The following is a 20,441-nucleotide window of genomic DNA, read 5'->3' as shown; positions in this document are numbered from 1 at the left end:
AAAGCCGAAAAAACATTGTTTTTTATCTGCCAAAATGTACTATCATCGGTTCATATTATTGTATATCCAAGCAACCTCAAGATGCAGTGTTCAGCGAGATGACCTTAGTTCTCAGGCGCGGCAACGATTCGTAGATATAGTGGTTCTACATTAAGAATCGTTAACAAAGTCTGAGAGCTAAGGACGCTCGCCCTTTGGGAGCGTGTCACTGAGCCGACTTCTTGCGTCAGACAACTTGGAAAGAGCTCGCTATTCCGCTTCGTTGTCTTCCTTGAATTCAACTCAGTGACCTCGCTCTGAATCAGGCATCTTGAAGTCGCTTGGGTATATGCGTTTACATTCACAGGCGTATTTATGAAAAAGACGTTATTAACATTGCTGTTTGCATCTTGCTTCAGCACAGCAGCAAATGCATGTACTGGTATTACACTAGGTACAACAGGTAATGATCATATCCAAGCTCGTACTATCGAGTGGGGTCATAGTGATTTAAACAGTAAGCTAATTGTGTCTCCACGCGATTACAGCTACACCTCAACCATGCCAGATCAAAAGCAAGGTCTAACATGGAAGAGCAAATACGGTTTTGCTGGTATTTCAGTAAGTGATGATCGCTTCATTGCTGAAGGTATTAACGAGAAAGGTTTAACAGCAGGTCTGTTCTACTTCCGTGGTTACGGCTCTCTTGCGAAATACGATCCGAAAGATACGGCAAACAACATCACAGATATGGACTTTGTTCGCTGGATGTTAAGCCAATACTCAACAGTTGCAGAAGTTGAAGCGGCACTAAGCAAAATCAAGATCGTAACAGTGTACTTTGATGAGCAAGGTAATCCTTCGCCAACAGCACACTGGCGTGTTTCTGATAAGCAAGGCAACAGCATTGTTATCGAAATTATGGATCACGGTAAAATCAACATTCATAAAAACACGGCTAAAGTGCTAACCAACTCGCCAGACTACAACTGGCAAGTAACGAACCTAAACAACTACATTAATTTGCATCCGGGTATCAGTGCTCCTCAGAAAATTAATGGTGTAGAAGCACAATCGTTTGGTGTGGGTTCTAACTTTGTTGGTCTACCGGGTGACATTTCACCACCATCACGCTTTGTACGTGCGGCATTCTATGTAAATAGCGCACCAGTGATGAAAACGTCACAACAAGCGGTATCGCAAGCGTTCCATATTCTGAACAATTTCGATATTCCAATTGGTAGTGAGTTTAACGACAAATCACATATCCCTAATTTGCCAACAGCGACACAGTGGACATCTGTTATCGATCAAGGCAATGGTTTGTTGTTCTACAAAACCATGCACGACAGCACTATCCGCCGTGTGGATTTATCTAAGCTAGATTTCAATGCGAAAACTGAGCACAAGCAGCCGCTAGATAACGGTAAGTTCTCTTACCAAGATGTGGTTGTGAAGTAATTCAGGCGCAGGTTGAAATAAACAAAAGGGCAGAATTTTCTGCCCTTTTTTTGTGGCTGGTGGGTGATGAGATTATTTTTTTATTGTTTTTTCTCAATTTGTCCCGAGTTGTCCCGCTTGGTTTTGTTATTATATTTGTGTCCCAACGAGAATGCTCTAGTAAATTTATTTAATGAAAAGTAAAGGAATCTATAAATGCCAGATACATCAAATATGACTAATGAAGAATTAGACCTTTGGTCAGATATAAATAATCCAAATAATGATTCAGATATGGATGATTGGGCTGATGCTCATAACCCTAACAATGATGATTATTTAGGTGATTAAATAGATTGCTTAGGCTTGCAATATATATTGTAAGCCTAATGCTATAATTGTTAATCTATTAATTCGGTTTTAACTATATCCCACTTTAGATTAGAGTTTTTCATTAGATAGGTTTTATATTTTAGTGATGGGTAATTGTTTGCATCATTTGTATCATAATTTTTTCCAATGAAAATTAGTTGATGATCAATACAACCGACGATTTCAGTTATTTTACGTAACCCTACATCGAAAAAGTGTTCTGCAGTATCTACATAATACTCACCCCAATGGTTTTTTATAACCTCACACATTGCAGGTCCCCATGATCCTGAACCACCGCTATGACCTATATCTCCTGTCCATATAACAATAAATCTATCTTCATCATCATTAACAACAGACTTTATTGGTATTACATTAAAGTCCCACGCAGTTCCAACGGCTAGAGCATAAGCTGTGGCAACTTCTATAATACTTTTATATTCTTTACTTGTTTCTTCAACTAGTATGCAATGATCTTGGAACTTGCCAGTCAGAGGAATGAATTCTTTGATGTTGTTTTTTTTATATTCATCTGAATCTTTAAGGCATTTGATATATTTATCTAGAATACTTGGATCTGTAGTATCTCTTTTTAAATGCTTTTTTAATTTCTCATAAAATTTATTGATGTATTCCTCTTCTACATCACGCTCAGATTCATTTATACAGTAATAACCAGCAAATTTTTTTTTGCTCCAATTTAATTCTTTTAGAATATGTATTATTTCTCGTTGATTATTTTTTGTTTTTAAATAATTTCCCATTATAAAAATCTTTAATTAACTTGTTTGTAATAGCATATTAATAAAATTTATCTCGTAGTAAAGCTTTATAATATTGATTATTCTGGAAGTGAATGTAAGAGTGTTAATTTATTATTGTGGTTAATGTTATATTGATGGATATTATTTATGTCACCTTTCCCCACAAAACAAAAAGCCTCACAGTGAACATTCACCATGAGGCTTTTTTGTCATTTTTAGCTCAGATTACCAAGTGTATTTAATACCTGTGCGGTAACGTGTTTGGCGGTTATCGGTGTAACGGCTTTGGCTTACGTTACCCACTTCAATAAATGGACGCCACATGGTGCCTTCTGCTGTTTTGTAGGTGTACATCAAGCGGAAGTTATGTAGGTAGTTCGTGTCTTTATCATCAAATTGTGGCAGTGCACCGCTTTCCATTTCTTTCCATACTTGGAATTCGTATTGGAAATCCCAGTCATTGGTGTTGTAGCCAAGCCAGAAGTCAGCTTGTTGAATTTTAGATACATAAGCTTCACCAGCAGTGTTGTTCATGCTGTAGTCCCAAAGTTTCCACTTGTATCGACCTTGTACACGAATACCGTTATCGAAGCGGTAATTTAAACGTGCGTATGGCACATACACTAAACCATCTGAAGTGAAATCTAGCGACAAGCCACCAATACCTACCAAGTTAGGATTGAGTTTAGTGTAGTAAAATGCTGAGAATTCAGAGCCGTTCATGGTCATGCCATCGAACATGGTGTCTTTTTGATCGTTGTTATAACGTGCGTCTAATTCAAAGCCGATGTTCTTGCTAGTATCTAAGAAAGCCTTAATGCGATCGCCATGTTTTTTAGCACCATCACGGTATTCGTGGCGGTATTCAATGGTGGTTTTATAATCGTTCGCAAAGGTGAAGCCAGAAGCTGAAACTAGGGTAGTTGCTAGAAGTACTTTAGTAATGGTGTTCATGGATTGTCCTTAATTTATATTAATGTGCTTACGCTTGGTTATTTTTGTAATTCAGCGTAAACATGTGCTGTTTAGGGTTTAAAACGCGATGGAACAGGGATCATAAATACGCATTGGCACTGTGTGCCGGAACTGTTGTTGGTCGCCACGGATCGCCAGTGTGCTCAAGCCAAGGGATTAATTCGTCTTGAATTAACTTTTCAATCAGCATTGGGTTTGCTGCGGCAATATTTTCCATTTGATAAGGATCGATCTGGTTATCGTGCAGCACGTAAGTCAAAGGTTTACCGACTTTACGATCGATCATTAAGGTGTAGCGTGAGGTGCGGATACCACGTCGACCATAAGACTGACCGCCATACGGCATAAAGGTGTAGAACTGGGAACTTGGCTCTTTATCGCCTTTGATGCCTTTAATGGTATTGGCGAAGTTTGTGCCTTCTACGGTATCTGGGATCAGATCTTCCATGCCCATTAAACCTAATAAGGTTGGGTAAATATCAGGGGCAGAGAACAATAGATCATGTTGTTGTGCGTTGATCTTACCCGGCCAGCGGAAAATCATTGGAATACGCATCGCTTCATCGTAGTGAACGTTCTTGGTTGGTTGACCATTTGAGCCCATGCAACAACCGTGATCAGAGAAGAACACTACTAGCGTATCTTCAGTTAGGTTTAAGCGATCTAGCTCATCAATAATGCGTCCGAATTGCTCATCAACGCCGTTTACCATCGCCATGTATTCTTTAAAGTATTTAGGACCATAGCCTTCTTGATAGGCTTTATCCCACTGCACGTTCGGGCGGTTATTCAGTTGTTGTGAGGTTTTGCCACTAAAACGATCAAGGTATTTTTGTGGAACTTGATCATAAGGTGAATGTGGCGGGTTCATGGAAACCACTAAGGTAAATGGCTGTGAGCTATCACGGTATTGACCGTTTTCATTGCGTAAGTATTTGATCGCAATATCAGCTTCGTGCTCAGGGCTCCATTGATTGATATGTAGTGGCTTATCTCGTGGGGTTTCATTCGTCCAATAAATTGGATTCATATGTAAGTCATACGTACCGTAGGCATACCAGAAATCAAAGCCATGACGACGATCTGGGGCTGTCCAATCGTTCCAGTAACGTCCTTCCATTGGGTTATTGTAACTTGGTACAAACGGCGTTTCTGGCGCATCCAAGTGCCATTTGCCGATGTAACCCATGCTGTAACCTTGTTGTTTCAGCAGATCAGACCAAGTGACGGTGCTTTTCTTTAGCTCAATACCAAAGTCTTTACCGCCAAATTGCCCTTCAACACCAGTATGGCTATTGCCTTGAATACCGTTGCGATACGGGTATTGCCCTGTCATTAACATGCCGCGAAATGGGGTACATAACGGGAAGTTAGAGACGGCTTGGCGTAGTACGGTACTTTGACGAGCAAACTTATTTAAATTTGGTGTCATTGATGGGTCTTGCTGCATGAAGCCTAAGGCTTGAGCACGAAACTCATCAGGAAAGATGATGACTAAGTTTGGTTTTTTCTGTGGTGCAATATTGCTAGCTTGCGGTGATGTGGCAGCTTGAGTGTAGCCTGCTGAAAACGTTGCAGCAACAGCACTACTGGCAGCCATACCTTTTAGTAATCCCCTACGTGATATAGACATTAACAAATCCTTATTAATTGAAAATATATATTGCGAGAGTATCTGTGTTTTGAATTGCTTCGGATCGTAAGGTAATGAAAGTTAATTGACTGCGTTATTGATCACATAAAAGAAAATGAAAGCGGTTTGATGTGATTATTTGTGCTGTTGCAATAATAATTGTCGTTAACTTGACGGATTTTATAAATTTTAATGATGGGAGAGTTGGTTTATTGACTTTCGTTCTATATGATAGAAGTACTTCCGTAATGTTACGTAAGATAAAAGTGAAACGTATCGAAAGATTGTGAAAGGGTTCAAAAGTTTTATCTTTCTGCGTTGTGACATTGTTTTTTAGGTGTAAGCTGAATTCGAAATCAAATGAAAGCTAGTAGTTTGGTTTCACAAGGAGACAAAAGTGAAAAGTGCAATCGAAAGGCGAATGGAAATCGTCACCGTGGTTAATCAAGATGGTAAAGCCCGTGTTGAGGATCTCGCCGAAAAATTTAATGTCTCAAGTGTCACTATTCGCAGTGATCTGAGTTTCTTAGAAAAGAATGGTTATGTGGTGCGCTCTCATGGCGCTGCAATTCCAAACTCAGGTGTGATTGCTGAATTAACGATTCATGAAAAGCGTCGTAATAATGCCGGAGTTAAATCTCTTCTTGGAAAAGCGGCTGCTCAACTGATCCATAGTGGTGACACAGTCATTCTAGATTCTGGGACAACAACAAGAGAAATCGCCGCCAGTTTAAAGGCGATGGAAAATGTTGTTGTCATGACTAACGGTCTGGATGTGGCAATGGAGTTGTCTTCAGCACCCGGTGTTGAGGTTTTGATGTCAGGTGGTGTTCTTCGTAAAGAAGCACTGTCTTTTTCGGGCTCACAAGCAGAAGCTGGCCTTAAAAATTACCGCTTTGATAAGGTGTTTTTAGGTGTTGATGGTTTCGATTTGCGAGCAGGTATCACTACACACAGCGAACAAGAAGCGAGTTTAAATCGCTTGATGTGTGAAATTTCTGAACAAGTGATTGCGGTTGCGGATTCTTCTAAGTTTGGTAAGCGTAGCTGCCACATGATCCGCGAGTTTGGAAATATTGATATCTTGGTAACGGATTCTGGTATCCCTGAAGATTACCTTGCTGGTCTTCGTGATATGCGAGTTGAAGTTATTATTGTCGAAAAGGAAAACTGACCATTAACTCCATGATCACATTACAGATGTTGATTGTGGAGTTAATTAATGAACACCCTGCAAAGCCTCGTTCAACGTCACAAAGCTGGAAGCCAGATTGGTATTTATGCGGTGTGTTCTGCACACCCTCTGGTGATTGACGCAGCTATTCTTCAAGCGCAGAACGACAATTCTGTATTGTTGATCGAAGCGACTTCCAACCAAGTTGATCAATTTGGTGGTTATACAGGTATGACACCTGTGGACTTTCGTAATTTCGTTTTAGCGAAAGCCAAGCATTACGATTTCCCTTCATCTAACGTCATTTTCGGTGGCGATCATTTAGGCCCTAACCGCTGGCAACATCTGCCTGCTGAAGAGGCAATGCAAAAATCAGAAGATCTGATCGCCGCTTACGTCAGTGCTGGTTTTAAAAAAATCCATTTAGATTGCAGCATGGCATGTGCTGATGATGTTAGCCCGTTATCTGATGAGATTGTGGCACAGCGCGCGGCACGTCTAGCAGTTGTTGCTGAAAGCACAGCAATTGCGACTTTCGGTTCAAGTGATTTGGTTTACGTGATTGGTACAGAAGTACCAGTACCGGGCGGTGCTGCTGAAACTTTGAATACGGTAGATGTCACTTCACCGCAAGCTGCAACGAAAACAATCGAAACCCACCGAAACGCATTCGAATCTTTCAATATTGGTCATATATGGCCGCGTGTGATTGGTTTAGTGGTGCAACCTGGGGTGGAATTTGATCATATTGGGGTTATTGATTATTGCTCAGAAAAAGCAAATTTACTGAGTAAAGTTGTCGATGATTATCCGCAAATGGTGTTTGAAGCCCACTCAACCGATTACCAAACTCAGCAAGCGTATAACGAACTGGTTCGTGATCATTTTGCCATTTTAAAAGTAGGCCCTGCACTGACGTTTGCGATGCGTGAAGCCCTGTTTAATTTGTGCGAAATCGAAGCTGAAATTATTCCCAAAGCCCATTGCTCTAATTTGCGTGAGTTAATCGAAACTCGCATGTGTGAAGCGCCAGAGCATTGGCAAAAGTATTACCACGGCAGTGAATCCGAGCAGCGCTTTTCTCGTTGTTTTAGTTTCAGTGATCGGATGCGTTATTACTGGCCTGATGATGTGATTAATCAGGCGCAAGCCACCTTATTTAGAAATTTATCTCGGGTCGATATTCCGTTGCCCCTTCTTAGTCAATATATGCCAATGCAGTTTCAACATGTTCGTGAAGGGTTGATCTCGTTAGAACCTAACTCATTGGTATTAGACACAATTCGTCAAGTATTACGCGCTTATTCAAAAGCATGTTCAGAACAAATAGTCGTAGAGGTTTAAACACATGGAACAGTATTTAGGTTATTCAGAGTCGGATTTACAAAAGCTATCAGGCTATTGGACTGCAAAAGAAATAAGCCAACAACCAGATTGTTGGGCGCAAACTGCGGCAATTACACGTGAGTGTGAAGCGCAAATTAAATGCTTTATGGATAAGGCTTATAGCTATCCGAACTTGCGCATTATTTTAACAGGGGCGGGCACGTCAGCTTTTGCTGGTCGTTCATTAGCGCTAGGTCTTTCTCAGCGTTTACAGCGTCGTGTTGAGGCTATTTCAACAACCGATATTGTGTCTAATCCTAATCAGTGTTTTGCGGAAAATATTCCTACCTTATTAGTGTCATTTGCGCGCTCAGGTAATAGCCCAGAAAGTGTGGCGGCAGTTGAACTTGCTAATCAGTCATTAGCCGAGTGTTTCCACCTAGTGCTGACCTGTAATGCTGATGGACAGTTATATAAACGTTGCAAAAATGATAAGCAATCATTTGCACTTTTAATGCCGAGTGAGACAAACGATCAATCTTTTGCCATGACATCAAGTTTTTCATCAATGATGCTGGCAGCGTTTTCGGTTTTAATGTATGGCAACGCTTACACGAAAGAAATCGAAAGTATTTGTAAGTGTTCTGCGGGTTTGATCAAAGATTTGAATACCAAAATACAGGATACTGCTAATCAAGAACTAGAGAGGGTTATTTACTTAGGCAGTGGTGGTCTACAAGGATTGGCACAAGAGTCGGCACTTAAATTACTGGAGTTGACAGCAGGTAAAGTGGTTGCCACTTACGATTCTCCACTGGGCTTTCGCCACGGACCAAAATCAATTGTTAATAAGAACTCTATGATCGTGGTGTTCATTAGTAACGACCCATATACCCGTAAATATGATCTGGATCTGTTAGCTGAACTTTGTCGCGACAATATTGCTGCTCGAGTAGTAGCGATTACGGCACATGCGGATGAACTTGAAACGCGTGCTGATGTTATTCGTGTTGAAGGCATGGAAAACGCGACGGATGTTGAATTACTTTTCCCTTACATGCTGTATGCGCAAATGTACTCGTTCCACCGCGCACTTGCGTTAGGGAATACACCTGATAACCCATGTCCTACTGGAGAAGTTAACCGTGTAGTACAAGGAGTTACTATCCATTATTTATATGATTATTTGAAATAATTACGAAAGGTAGAACAATCATGACAACGCCAAATATTGTATGGACACGAATTGATGAACGTTTGCTACATGGTCAAATTCGTATTACGTGGGGTAAACATTCTGGTGCAAACCTTATTCTAGTTGCTAATGACGATGCAGCTGAAGGCCCAAATGCTGCTTTTATGCAGGCGGGTATGAAAGCATCAGCAGGTGGTGAATATGCGGTTCGTTTCTTCTCTATTCAAAAAACCATTGATGTGATCCACAAAGCTTCAGCACAACAAAAAATCTTCATCCTTTGTAATAACCCAACTGACGTTGCGCGTTTAGTGGAAGGTGGTGTGCCAATTACTCACTGTAATGTTGGCAACATGCACTACCACGAAGGCAAACGCCAAATTAATAAAACTGTGTCTGTGGATGACAAAGACATCGATGCGTTTGAGCGTATGGTTGCGAAAGGCGTGACGTGTACGATTCAAAACACACCGGATCAAAACCCAATCAATGTACTTGAACTGGCGATGAGCGCGGCATAACAGCGACAGCCTAATCCAAACGTGTAATTAAGGAATAAATCATGTTTTTAGAAGCTACGTTAGTAGCGGTATGGGCATTTTTCTGTGGTATCGATAAATACGATGTCGCATTAAACATTCACCGTCCGCTGATCACAGGGCCAGTTGTTGGCTTTATTATGGGTGACATGCAAATCGGCTTGATCGCTGGTGCAACACTGGAATTAGCATGGCTAGGCCTAGTGCCTAACGCAGGTGCTCAGCCGCCAGATGTAACCCTAGGTACGATTGCTGCGGTTGCTTTTGCGGTAATGACGGGTCAGTCAGCAGAAGTGGCAATGGGTGTCGGTATGCCGATTGCGGTATTGATGCAGATGTTGGTGATTGGTTTCTTCGCAATGACATCATTCACTATGGGTAAAGCGGATCGCTATGCAGAGCGTGGAGATTCAGCTGGCATCGATAAGCTACTTATCACCACTATTTCGTTACGTGCAATGCTCTATGCCTTAGTTGCCTTCATCACTGTTTACTTTGGTGAGCATGCAGCAACCTGGATTGATGAAAATGCACCAAAAGCGTTACTAACAGGTCTTGGTATTGGCGCGAAAATGGTTCCTGCGATTGGTTTCGCAATGTTACTTAAAATCATGTGGTCAAAGGAAGTGGCAGGTGTGTTCTTCATCGGCTTCGTAATGACAACGTACTTAAAACTACCAATCATGGCTGTCGCAATCATCGGCGCATCCATTGCAGCACTTTACTACTTCTTTAGCGGTTCAAACAACGGTGGCTCAAACAACCAAGTAGAGGAATTTGAAGATGGCATCTGATATCACTGCGGGCACACTTCGCGATAAAAACACGGAACAACATGTCAATTTGGTTGATGATATCGATGCATACCAAGACACCACACCACGTAAAGTGATCACTAAAAAAGATCTGTGGTTATGTTCAATCCGCGGCTTATTCATGGAAGGTAACTTTAACTTCGAACGTATGCAGGCTGGTGGTTTTGCTTACTCGATTATTCCAGCGTTAAAGAAAATCCACGGTAACAACAAAGCGGATTTGGCGAAGGCATTAAAGAACCATCTTCAGTTTTTCAATGCGTCACCGAAATTGTTCACCTTCCTACTTGGTACTGCCATTGCGATGGAAGAGAACAAAGAAAAGCCATCAACAGTGAACGTAATGAAAGTTGCTGGTATGGGACCAACGGGTGGTATCGGTGATGCTATCGACCACATGACCTTGATGCCATTAACCCTAGCGTTAGGTGCGTCAATTGCAATGGAAGGTTCGATTGCAGGTCCGTTCGTGTTCTTCTTCTTGTACCAAATTGTTCACTTTGCAGTGTACTTCGGTTTGATGTTCATGGGCTATAAAGCAGGTACTGCTGCGATGGTTAACATGAGTGATTCAACCGAGAAGCTGGCAAAAGCGGCCAATATTATGGGTATCTTCGTGATTGGTGCGCTCTCCGCCACCTTTATCAAGGTACAGACCACCGCCTCGGTCGAACTGGGTGGCAAGGTGGTCGAGCTGCAATCGGCACTGTTCGATAAGATCATGCCAAACCTGCTACCACTGGCATTAGTGTTCTTTATGCTCAAGCTGGTGAAGGGAACAGGTTTCTGGGCTAAGCCGCCAGTGCTGATCTTCTCAACCCTAGCTGCCAGTGTTATCGGTCACTTAGTCGGTATTTTGTAACACATCCACATCAACGGTGAGTTCATCACCAATACGTTTGAGGGGGAAAATGCTCCCCCTCCTTTTTCAAAGGAAAGGATCATGATTGGTATTGTTGTTTCGGGTCATATTCATTTTGCTTCAGGTATGGAAACGGCGGTGCGCGCCATTGCTGGTGAACAAGAGCAAATGCTGTTTATTGATTTTGTTGAAGGCATGTCGACACAAGAATTAGAGCAGTCATTACGTCAAGCGGTGAAAGATGTTGATAGTGGTGATGGAGTGCTGATTTTAACGGATATTCCTGGTGGCTCTCCTGCTAACCGTGCATTAGAAATCATGATGGATACGCCAAATGTTGAGCTAATTGGTGGCGCGAACTTACCGATGATCGCTAATGCTGCTTTTGAGCGTGATGATGCTGAGTTAACAGAGCTTGTGGATACCTTACTGGATATTGGTATGTCATGTATGAAGGACATGCGCCGTGAGTTAAATAGCATCATGGAGCAGCCTACTGAACTTGAATGTGAAGATGGACTGTAATGATGCGATTTGCTCTTCATCCACAACGAATTTTTATGCCAACAGGGATTGCTTACAATCAGTACGTTATTGTTAATGATGGAAAAATTGAAGCGATCACCGAAACAAAACCGCTAGATTGTGATGTAACTGAGCTTGAAGGGCAAACCTTAGTACCGGGCTTTATTGATATTCATATTCACGGTCGCGCTGGGGCGGATGTGATGGATGCGACCCCGCAAGCGCTACAAACCATTGCTGATGCTTTGCCGAAAACCGGTGTGGTGGCATGGGTTGGTACAACGGTGACTGCGCCTTGGCAAGATATCATCAACGCACTACAGCAAGTACGTGAGTTTTGTCAGCAACCAAAGCAAGTGGGTGCCAAATTATTAGGCAGTTTTCTCGAAGGGCCATATTTTACAGAAGCGTATCGAGGCTCGCATCCAACCCAGTATTTACAAGCACCAAGCATTGCAGCGTTAGCTGAGTTAAAAGAAGTGGCAGGTGATTCACTGATCCGTGTGGCATTAGCACCTGAATACCAAGGTTCAGATGAAGCGATTCAGTGGCTAACTGCCGAAGGGATCAAAACATCCATTGCGCACACCAGTGCCAACTTCGAGCAAGTTACCACAGCACATCAACATGGCGCTGATTGTGGTGTGCATTTATTTAACGGCATGAGTGGTTTACATCATCGTGAGCCGGGTTGTGCTGGGGCGGTGATGTTTCACGACATGCTAGCAGAGCTGATCGCTGATGGTATTCATGTTCACCCTGTGATGATGCAACTGGCATATCGAATGAAAGGCTATCAACAGCTAGCGTTAATCACCGACTGTATGCGTGCTGGTGGATTAAGTGATGGTAAGTACCAACTTGGCGCACAGATGATCACCGTTACTAATGGTGAAGCTCGTACTGACGATGGCTCGCTGGCAGGCAGTACTTGCAGCTTAGATCAAGCGCTTCGCAACATGATTATGCTGGTTGGTGTCCCTGAATGGGAAGCGGTGCAAATGGCAACGTCAGTGCCAGCTAAATATGTAGGGATTGATGACAAGTTAGGTTTTATCAAACCCGGTTACAACGCCAGTTTCGCGTTATTAGATCCACAATTTCAAATTCAAGCGACCTTGATTGATGGACAGTGGCAATAAGCCACCGCTCAAGGTACGAGATTATCGTCACTCATCACTCAAGAAGCGAGTGAGTGAATAACATGATGTACGAGGTTATACATGGAAATTCGTCAACCAATTCATAGTCAACATGCAAAGCAACTTGATACCGCAGGTTTACGTGAGCAGTTTTTAATTGAAAACATGTTCCAAGAAGGTCAAATCAACTTAACTTACAGCCATATCGATCGCATCATTGTTGGCGCGGCTGTGCCGACTGACAGTGCGATTATGTTTGAAGGCGGTAAAGAGATCGGGGTTGATTTCTTTTTGCAGCGTCGTGAGCTAGGTGTGATCAATATTGGTGAAGCTGGCCTTGTGATTGTGGATGGTGAAACCTTTGAAATTGGTGCACGTGAAGCGATTTATGTGGGGATGGGCGCACAAGATATTCGCTTTGAAAGTGTGATGGCGGATAAACCAGCTCGTTTTTACCTAAACTGTGCACCAGCACATCACAGCTACCCAACCCGCAAAATCACCCGTGAAGACGCATCACCAGAGCAAATCGGTAGCCAAGAGAACTGCAACGTTCGCACTATTTACAAATACCTTCACCCGTCAGTATTACCGACCTGTCAGCTATTAATGGGCATGACTGAATTAGCACCGGGTAGCCTATGGAATACCATGCCTTGCCATACCCATGAACGCCGTATGGAAGTGTATCTGTATTTTGATATGAGCCAAGACAACATCGTGTTCCATTACATGGGTGAGCCACAAGAAACACGCCACCTTGTGGTACGCAATGAACAAGCGGTGATCAGCCCAAGCTGGTCTATTCACTCAGGTGTGGGTACTGCAGCTTACACCTTTATTTGGGGCATGGTGGGTGAGAACCAAACTTTCCACGACATGGACCATGTAGCGATGGCTGATTTGAAATAAGTCTGTTTTCGCCACCTTTCTATTACTGATTAAAACGAGATGCAAAGCATAGCTAAGTCATAATGATGGCTTGGTCGGGACTTTGCATCTTCAAAAAGGATTTAACATGAATAATCTATTTGATTTAACAGGTAAAGTTGCCATCGTTACAGGTTGTAATACAGGCTTAGGTCAAGGCATGGCGCTAGGTTTAGCGAAAGCGGGTGCTGACATCGTGGGTATTGGTCATCAAGCAGCGCCTGAAACACAAGCGCAAGTGGAAGCGTTAGGTCGTAAATTTCACTACATCACAGCGAATTTAATGCAGCAAGATCGCCTAGAAGCGATTGTGGCAGAAGCTGTCGAAGTGATGGGCAAAGTAGATATCTTAATTAACAACGCAGGCATTATCCGCCGTGAAGATTTACTTAAGTTCTCAGAAAGTGATTGGGATGATGTGATCAACATTAACCAAAAGACATTGTTCTTCTTATCGCAAGCTGTGGCTAAACGTTTTGTTGAGCAAGGTAATGGCGGCAAGATCATCAATATTGCATCTATGTTGTCATTCCAAGGTGGTATTCGTGTGCCGTCATACACAGCAAGTAAATCAGCGGTGATGGGCTTAACCCGTGCGTTGGCAACAGAGCTTGCGCAGTACAACATTAATGTGAATGCGATTGCCCCAGGTTATATGGCGACTGATAATACTGAAGCGCTGCGTGCTGATGAAGCGCGTAATGCGGCTATTTTAGAGCGTATTCCTGCAAGTCGTTGGGGCTTACCGTCTGATCTAGAAGGCCCAGCAGTTTTCTTAGCATCAAGCGCAAGTGATTACATTAATGGTTACACCATTGCAGTTGATGGTGGCTGGTTAGCACGTTAAGGAGATGCATGATGACGGCATTAGGATCAAAACAAGATATTTTGACGGCAATGAAACGTGTTTACCGTTACCAAGCACAAAACCAAACCCGTAGCGTGGTACGTCGCAGTGGTAAAACTCGCTTCATTAAAGATACTGATTGGGAACGTGGGGTATTTTGGTCATGTGTGTCAGCAGCATGGTTGGCAACTGACGATACGGAATACCTTGATGGGGTGATGAATTACACCTTGCATACAGGCTTTAGAACTGGCCCTAATGATCGTTTCGCTGATGATCATATTTGCTGTCAGGCTTACCTTGATGTTTACCCTGTGGTGAATCAACCAGAAGCATTAGAGCCAACCATTAAAGCGTTAGATGTAATGGTGAACACCCCAGAGCAAGGACGTAAAGATTGGTGGTGGTGTGATTCTCTGTTTATGGCTCCACCAAGTTTTGCCGCACTGACGCAAGTGACTGGTGAGACTAAATATTTAGATTACATGAATACCGCTTTCTGGGATTCAGTTGAGCACTTAAAAGATCCTGAAACAGGGCTGTTTTACCGTGACTATCGCTATATCCCAGATGGCAAAAGCAGTGAATTACGTGAAGCGAATGGTGAAAAAGTCTTTTGGAGCCGTGGTATTGGTTGGGTATTAGCAGCCGTTCCTCGTTTAATGGCTCGTATGCCAGAAGATTATGCCGAGCGTGAGCGTTACTTAGCGCTATTTACTGACTTAGCCGCTGAAGTGATTAAATACCAGCAAGCAGACGGTTTTTGGCGTACCAGCTTATTAGATCCACAAAGCTATCCTGCCAAAGAGAGCAGTGCGACTGCCTTATTTGTTTACGGTTTAGCGTGGGGTATCAAGCAAGGCTTATTAGATGCTGAAACCTATTTACCTGTAGTTGAAAAAGCATGGGCAGCGCTACAAACCTGTATTCACGATAACGGCATGATTGGTTGGGTACAGCTTCCAGCATTTAACCCTCGTGATGTACAGTTTGAACATAATATTGATTACGGCGCAGGGGCGTTTTTATTGGCTGCCACGGCTGTTGCTGAATTAGTGAATTAATATAAAAAGATCAGTTTTAAAGGCTAGGTAAATTGAGCCGATGGATATAACGTTTTCGTTATCGCCATCGGCTTTTCTGTTTTTTTAAGAGGGGAGCTTTATTAAATTAGGTGGTAATAACATGAAGCTATTTTCGTTTATTCTCTGTCACTATTTTCGATTGTGATATGTTGTCCGATAACGATTTTTGTTTTTATGTTAAAAGCAAAACATTGATCTTCGTTGTGTTTCGTTTTCTTTCTTTTGTTATTTTTTATCGACAAAATAAAAACAAAAGGACTTATAATGAAAACGTTATCCCTACTCTCTGTCTCTATTGCTCTTGCTATTACTCCAAGTGTTGTTTCGGCAACGGTTAACAATGTGGCATTGCATCAACCTACTGATCAAGCAGCGACTTTCCAAGTCTCTAGCTTGCAAACGACACCATCTGAACAAGAAGCTTTTCAGCAATTGCGTTTAAAGTGGTCAGAAAGCTTTTTAGGTGCGCCGGATGCTGCTTTCGATGACAAGCTAAAGCAAATGGTGATCACAACCAATAATGGCGCTCAAAAGCATTGGGACAGTATTAATACTGATGCTGGTCGAGTTTCATTGTGGAATGATTTGGCGCTTGATGATCAAACCGAAGCCGGTAAAAAAGTATTAGGGGCAAACTTACGTACTTCCTATCAACGCCTTTTTATTATGGCGAAAGCGTATCAATTACGTGATGGCGCACTGCAACATAATCCGCAGTTACTTGAAGCGATCATTGATGGTTTAACCTTCTTAAATCAGCATTACTACAAAGTGGGTGTGAAAGAGTGGGGGAACTGGTGGCATTGGGAGCTAGGGACGCCAAAAGATATCCATAATATTCTCGTGGTGCTATATGAGCAGCTTCCGCCAGCCTTGATTGCCTCTTATCTTGATGCCACTCGCTACTTTACTCCGCTTCCAACTCATTTAGGTGCAGGGCCTGGGGCTGATACATCAAGTAATCCTCATTACCGTGAATCAACAGGTGGCAACCGTACCGACAATACCCTAGTGGTGTTATTACGTGGGATTTTAGCGAACGACAGTACCGAAATTACCGCAGCGATCAATGCGCTTTCTCCAGTGGTTAACTATGTCGAACAAAGCGATGGTTTCTATCAAGATGGTAGCTTCTTACAGCATTACGATATTGCCTATAACGGTACTTACGGCAATGTGTTACTGGGTGGTTTAGGGGCGCAAATGAGCCTAGTTGCCAATACTCAGTGGCAAGTTACCGATCCTAAATTACAAGAGATCTATCCATTAATCTTTAAGAGTTATGCACCATTGCTTTATCGCGGCACCATGATGGAGTTTGTTAATGGTCGTGCTATTTCTCGCCCTCAAGAGCAAGGACATGATGTTGGTCATAACGTATTAGCATCGCTACTTCATTATATTGATGGTGCACCTGCACAGTATGTCACGCCGCTCAAACAGCTAATTAAAACCCAGATCAGCCAAGATACGTATATCGATTTCTTTGAATCACTGAATCACGTTGGTAACTATCAAAAAGCACAGCAATTAGTTCAAGATGAAACGATTGTTGCAAAAGATAATCAACAGGGCTTTTTCGCTTTCCCTGCAATGGATCGCGTGGTCTATCGTACCGATGATTGGGCATTTAGCCTTGCAATGCATTCAAGTCGTTTAGGTAACTTTGAATGTATGAATAACGAAAACCGCAAAGGTTGGTTTACTGGTGATGGCATGGGTTATTTCTATAACCAGCAGCTCGATCATTACCATAATTACTGGTCAGCCATTGATAGCTATCGTTTGTCAGGCACTACGGTTGATGATCAAGTCATGAGTGATTGTGAAGGCCAACGTAACCAAATTGCTGGTGGTCGTAAATCACAAATGGAGTGGGTTGGCTCGGTAAAATTAGACGATGCTGGTAGTGCTGGGATGGATTTTTCTAACTGGAACGACACCTTAACGGCTAAAAAATCGTGGTTTATGTTTGAAGATATGGTGGTGATGCTAGGCTCGAATATTGAATCGAGTATAGGAGCGAATGTTACGACCACGGTTGCTAATCGCAAGCTTTCGGAACAGGGGCAAACCGATATCTTGGTCAATGGGGTGAAATGGCAAGCGGCTCAGAACCCAACAGTGAAAAGTTTGCTGATTGATAATCCAACGTTGGAAGATAGTGCGTTAGGTTATGTGTTCTTAACCCCGACTGAATTGGCGGTAAAACGCGAAGTTCGCCAAGGTAATTGGAGCGAGATCGGCACTAAAACAGGCGATGTTAGTGCTGAATTTGTCACGGCAACCATAGATCATTCACCAGCCCATGATGGCTACGCTTATGTTGTGCTACCTGATAGCGATCTTGATGATATCGCTGAGTTTGTTGAAGAAAAGCCAATCAAGGTATTCAGACAAGATGACGTTGCCCATATTATTAAAAACAAAGAAGACAAAGTGATTGCTGCTAATGTTTGGCAACCACAAGCGGTTGAGATCACATCGCAGATCACCGCTGTAGGTAAAATGGCCTTAATGGTGGAGAAAGACGATGGCGAGCATCATATTGCGATAAGCGATCCGCTACAAATGCAAACCTTGCTTGAACTTGAGTTTAAAAAGCTAGGTGAAGATTAAGTCTGATCCAGAGCAGCGCTTACAACTTGGCGATCGCCGCACGCTATTAATTGATGTGACTGGATTAAAAGGTCGCAGCTATGCCTTTACGGTGAAATAGCAATGAAAGATGGAGCTGGCAAACCAGCTCCATTTTTTAGATTAGAGTGCATAAAAGAAAGACAGTAAGCCTAATATCACTAGTAATAGTCCTGATACTAAATCGTTATATTTACCTAGCCATTTTCCGATCACATTGTTGCCTAAATGGTTGCCAAGATAAGTCAGTAAGATACTGGTAATAAACGTCAGTATTGTTATTAAGTTGATATTAAGTCGAGACACACTCCCTAGTATCCCCACACCAATATTATTGATTGATAGTAATATTCCTAACCCTACTGCGGCTTTGATCCCAAGCTCTTTGGTGTCGTCATGGCGTGTTTTTTTATTGTTCGAGAAGCTATTACCAATAGACCAGAGCCCAAGTCCGATAAAAACAATCGAACCAATATCTGATGATTCTTGATGCGAGATCAAATGGGTTAACCATTGCCCTAATACCATTGAAAGGTAAGTTACGACGGCTGTGATCAGCGCAATAATCATATTGGGCACTAAGGCAATACGTTTGTTTTGTACGCCATAAGAAAAACCAATAACAAAGTTATCGAGGTTCGAGGAAAGGCTGAACAGTAGAGCGAGTATGAAGGGCATAACAATAGAATGAAAAAATGGTTTTATATGCTTTTCCATCGCAGCTTACGAGTGCTTTTGTTGCAGAGTTAAGTTGCACTTTTGTCTAGGGGATAGATAACTGGAATTACTAGTATTCCCTTGGCTTTCAATTCTAAAAAAGAAATAGCATTTAACTTTCATTTGTTTTTGTTGTTGTGATCTTTATCTGCTTTATCTTTCGTATTCTTTCGTAATATAGCGGCATTATGAAAGGATAAGTAAGAAAAGGAAAGAACATGACAGCAGCACGCTTTCACATGATGGCAAAACCAACCAGTTATCGCTGTAACTTAAAATGTGAATATTGCTTTTATCTCGAAAAAGAAGCGATGCTCGATGAAGTGAGCGGATGTGGAAGCACTGGGTCTCAACAACCAGATGTGATGCCTGAGCATGTTTTAAAACGTTATATTCGTGATTATATTGCCTCGCAAGATAGCGATCAGATTGACTTTTCATGGCAAGGCGGAGAGCCAACGCTTGCTGGGATTGATTTCTACCGCAATGTGGTGAAATACCAGCGTCAATATGCCAACGGCAAAACCATCACCAATAGTTTTCAAACCAATGCTGTTGCTATCAATAAACAGTGGGCGCAATTTTTTGCCGACAATCAGTTTTTAATTGGGGTATCTATCGATGGTACACCTGACATTCATGATAAATACCGTATTTCAGTCAATGGTAAACCGACCTTTGAACGGGTAAAGCGTGCCATTGAATATTTGATTGAGTATCAAGTGGAATTTAACGTCCTCACGGTGATTAATGATCAGAACTGGGATAAAGGCGCTCAGACTTATCAGTTTTTAAAATCATTAGGTGCTCGTCATTTACAGTTTATTCCCATTGTTGAAGTGGAAGGCTCTGCACAGGGCTCATCTCATCATTACGCAACCGCCAAAGATGCACCATTAACTTACTTCTCAGTCCCTTCTCATGGCTATGGTCAGTTCATGACCGAGGTTTTTGATGAATGGCTTAAAGAAGACGTAGGCACAATCTATGTGCGTATGTTTGATAGCGTATTAGCGACGTGGTTAGGTTATCCCGCATCGGTGTGTGTGCAGTCGAAAAACTGTGGTCAAGCGATGGTGATTGAAGCTAATGGCGATGTTTATTCCTGTGATCACTATGTTTATCCGGCTAACCGTTTAGGGAATGTGGCTGAACTGTCATTAACTAAGATGGCAACCAGTAAACAACAACAACGTTTTGGACAAGCTAAGTCCGCTAAATTAACCGAGCAGTGCCAAAGCTGTGAAGTCCATGGTTTATGCTATGGCGGCTGCCCGAAACACCGTATTGTTCAGCAAGATGGGCAAAAACATAAACACAATTACTTGTGCCCGTCGTATCAAAAGATCTTCCGTCATACTGCACCTGCAATGCACTTAATGAGCCAAGCAATCCGGCAAGGGGGAACGGCCGCCGATGCCTTACCGATGATTGCCCATGCTCGTGGTCAACATGCTTTCTCGTAACATCCTGTTTTTGTA

At 42.4% G+C, this 20,441-nt stretch carries 19 protein-coding genes; 15 read left to right on the top strand and 4 right to left on the bottom strand.

Annotated elements, in window-relative coordinates; genetic code table 11:
- The first annotated feature begins 354 nt into the window (after nucleotides 1–354).
- Together Q7674_RS00485 and Q7674_RS00480 are read left to right on the top strand one after the other, a co-directional pair.
- Nucleotides 355–1,440 carry a linear amide C-N hydrolase gene (locus tag Q7674_RS00485; protein ID WP_045064971.1) on the top strand — a complete coding sequence of 362 codons (1,086 nt, stop codon included), beginning with the start codon at nucleotides 355–357 and terminating at the stop codon, nucleotides 1,438–1,440.
- A gap of 195 nt (nucleotides 1,441–1,635) precedes the next feature.
- Nucleotides 1,636–1,770: a hypothetical protein gene (locus Q7674_RS00480; RefSeq protein WP_272898478.1), complete on the top strand. Its 135-nt coding sequence runs from the start codon at nucleotides 1,636–1,638 to the stop codon at nucleotides 1,768–1,770.
- 50 nt (nucleotides 1,771–1,820) lie between these two features.
- Here the strand turns inward: Q7674_RS00480 and Q7674_RS00475 are convergent, their stop codons facing one another.
- From Q7674_RS00475 to Q7674_RS00465, 3 genes are all read right to left on the bottom strand, one after another.
- Nucleotides 1,821–2,558: a hypothetical protein gene (locus Q7674_RS00475; protein WP_107229632.1), complete on the bottom strand. Its 738-nt coding sequence runs from the start codon at nucleotides 2,556–2,558 to the stop codon at nucleotides 1,821–1,823.
- Nucleotides 2,559–2,783: 225 nt separating this feature from the next.
- Complete coding sequence (locus tag Q7674_RS00470; RefSeq protein WP_305422209.1) at nucleotides 2,784–3,512, bottom strand: oligogalacturonate-specific porin KdgM family protein; 729 nt, start codon at nucleotides 3,510–3,512, stop codon at nucleotides 2,784–2,786.
- 100 nt (nucleotides 3,513–3,612) lie between these two features.
- Complete coding sequence (locus tag Q7674_RS00465; protein WP_008988540.1) at nucleotides 3,613–5,166, bottom strand: sulfatase family protein; 1,554 nt, start codon at nucleotides 5,164–5,166, stop codon at nucleotides 3,613–3,615.
- Nucleotides 5,167–5,563: 397 nt separating this feature from the next.
- Between Q7674_RS00465 and agaR the strand changes: the two genes are divergently transcribed.
- From agaR to Q7674_RS00405, 12 genes are all read left to right on the top strand, one after another.
- Nucleotides 5,564–6,340 carry a transcriptional repressor AgaR gene (gene agaR, locus Q7674_RS00460; RefSeq protein WP_008988539.1) on the top strand — a complete coding sequence of 259 codons (777 nt, stop codon included), beginning with the start codon at nucleotides 5,564–5,566 and terminating at the stop codon, nucleotides 6,338–6,340.
- 48 nt (nucleotides 6,341–6,388) lie between these two features.
- On the top strand, nucleotides 6,389–7,684 hold the full coding sequence (gene kbaZ / locus Q7674_RS00455; RefSeq protein ID WP_045064969.1) for a tagatose-bisphosphate aldolase subunit KbaZ: 1,296 nt from the start codon (nucleotides 6,389–6,391) through the stop codon (nucleotides 7,682–7,684).
- Nucleotides 7,685–7,688: 4 nt separating this feature from the next.
- Complete coding sequence (locus Q7674_RS00450; RefSeq protein WP_045064967.1) at nucleotides 7,689–8,861, top strand: SIS domain-containing protein; 1,173 nt, start codon at nucleotides 7,689–7,691, stop codon at nucleotides 8,859–8,861.
- Nucleotides 8,862–8,881: 20 nt separating this feature from the next.
- Nucleotides 8,882–9,382, top strand: coding sequence for a PTS N-acetylgalactosamine transporter subunit IIB (gene agaV / locus Q7674_RS00445; protein WP_008988536.1), 501 nt, complete (start codon nucleotides 8,882–8,884; stop codon nucleotides 9,380–9,382).
- A 41-nt stretch (nucleotides 9,383–9,423) separates the two neighbouring features.
- Entirely contained in the window at nucleotides 9,424–10,194 is a 771-nt protein-coding gene (gene agaW / locus Q7674_RS00440) for a PTS N-acetylgalactosamine transporter subunit IIC (RefSeq protein WP_008988535.1), read from the top strand.
- A complete protein-coding gene (locus tag Q7674_RS00435) occupies nucleotides 10,184–11,077 on the top strand; it encodes a PTS system mannose/fructose/sorbose family transporter subunit IID (RefSeq protein ID WP_305422205.1) in 894 nt (297 codons plus the stop codon). The genes agaW and Q7674_RS00435 overlap by 11 nt, the downstream gene beginning before the upstream one ends.
- Nucleotides 11,078–11,158: 81 nt before the next feature.
- Nucleotides 11,159–11,602 (top strand): PTS galactosamine/N-acetylgalactosamine transporter subunit IIA, encoded by a 444-nt coding sequence (agaF, locus tag Q7674_RS00430; protein ID WP_008988533.1) that lies wholly within the window; start codon nucleotides 11,159–11,161, stop codon nucleotides 11,600–11,602.
- Nucleotides 11,602–12,744, top strand: a complete 1,143-nt coding sequence (nagA, locus tag Q7674_RS00425) for an N-acetylglucosamine-6-phosphate deacetylase (protein ID WP_425260788.1) — start codon at nucleotides 11,602–11,604, stop codon at nucleotides 12,742–12,744. Before agaF ends, nagA begins: the two co-directional genes overlap by 1 nt.
- Before the next feature lie 81 nt (nucleotides 12,745–12,825).
- Nucleotides 12,826–13,656, top strand: a complete 831-nt coding sequence (kduI, locus tag Q7674_RS00420; protein ID WP_008988531.1) for a 5-dehydro-4-deoxy-D-glucuronate isomerase — start codon at nucleotides 12,826–12,828, stop codon at nucleotides 13,654–13,656.
- Nucleotides 13,657–13,762: 106 nt separating this feature from the next.
- Nucleotides 13,763–14,521, top strand: a complete 759-nt coding sequence (kduD, locus tag Q7674_RS00415) for a 2-dehydro-3-deoxy-D-gluconate 5-dehydrogenase KduD (protein WP_045064964.1) — start codon at nucleotides 13,763–13,765, stop codon at nucleotides 14,519–14,521.
- An 8-nt stretch (nucleotides 14,522–14,529) separates the two neighbouring features.
- Complete coding sequence (locus tag Q7674_RS00410; protein ID WP_045064962.1) at nucleotides 14,530–15,585, top strand: glycoside hydrolase family 88/105 protein; 1,056 nt, start codon at nucleotides 14,530–14,532, stop codon at nucleotides 15,583–15,585.
- A 285-nt stretch (nucleotides 15,586–15,870) separates the two neighbouring features.
- Nucleotides 15,871–18,225 carry a polysaccharide lyase 8 family protein gene (locus Q7674_RS00405; RefSeq protein ID WP_305422202.1) on the top strand — a complete coding sequence of 785 codons (2,355 nt, stop codon included), beginning with the start codon at nucleotides 15,871–15,873 and terminating at the stop codon, nucleotides 18,223–18,225.
- Nucleotides 18,226–18,366: 141 nt separating this feature from the next.
- Here the strand turns inward: Q7674_RS00405 and Q7674_RS00400 are convergent, their stop codons facing one another.
- A complete protein-coding gene (locus Q7674_RS00400; RefSeq protein ID WP_237156760.1) occupies nucleotides 18,367–18,960 on the bottom strand; it encodes a manganese efflux pump MntP in 594 nt (197 codons plus the stop codon).
- Between the two features lie 218 nt (nucleotides 18,961–19,178).
- Between Q7674_RS00400 and Q7674_RS00395 the strand changes: the two genes are divergently transcribed.
- Complete coding sequence (locus tag Q7674_RS00395; RefSeq protein WP_045064959.1) at nucleotides 19,179–20,426, top strand: anaerobic sulfatase maturase; 1,248 nt, start codon at nucleotides 19,179–19,181, stop codon at nucleotides 20,424–20,426.
- The last annotated feature ends 15 nt before the right edge of the window (nucleotides 20,427–20,441 follow it).

The sequence above is a fragment of the Photobacterium leiognathi genome (genome assembly GCF_030685535.1).
Taxonomy (GTDB): Bacteria; Pseudomonadota; Gammaproteobacteria; order Enterobacterales; family Vibrionaceae; genus Photobacterium; species Photobacterium leiognathi.
This window is presented reverse-complemented; position numbering and strand designations above follow the sequence as displayed.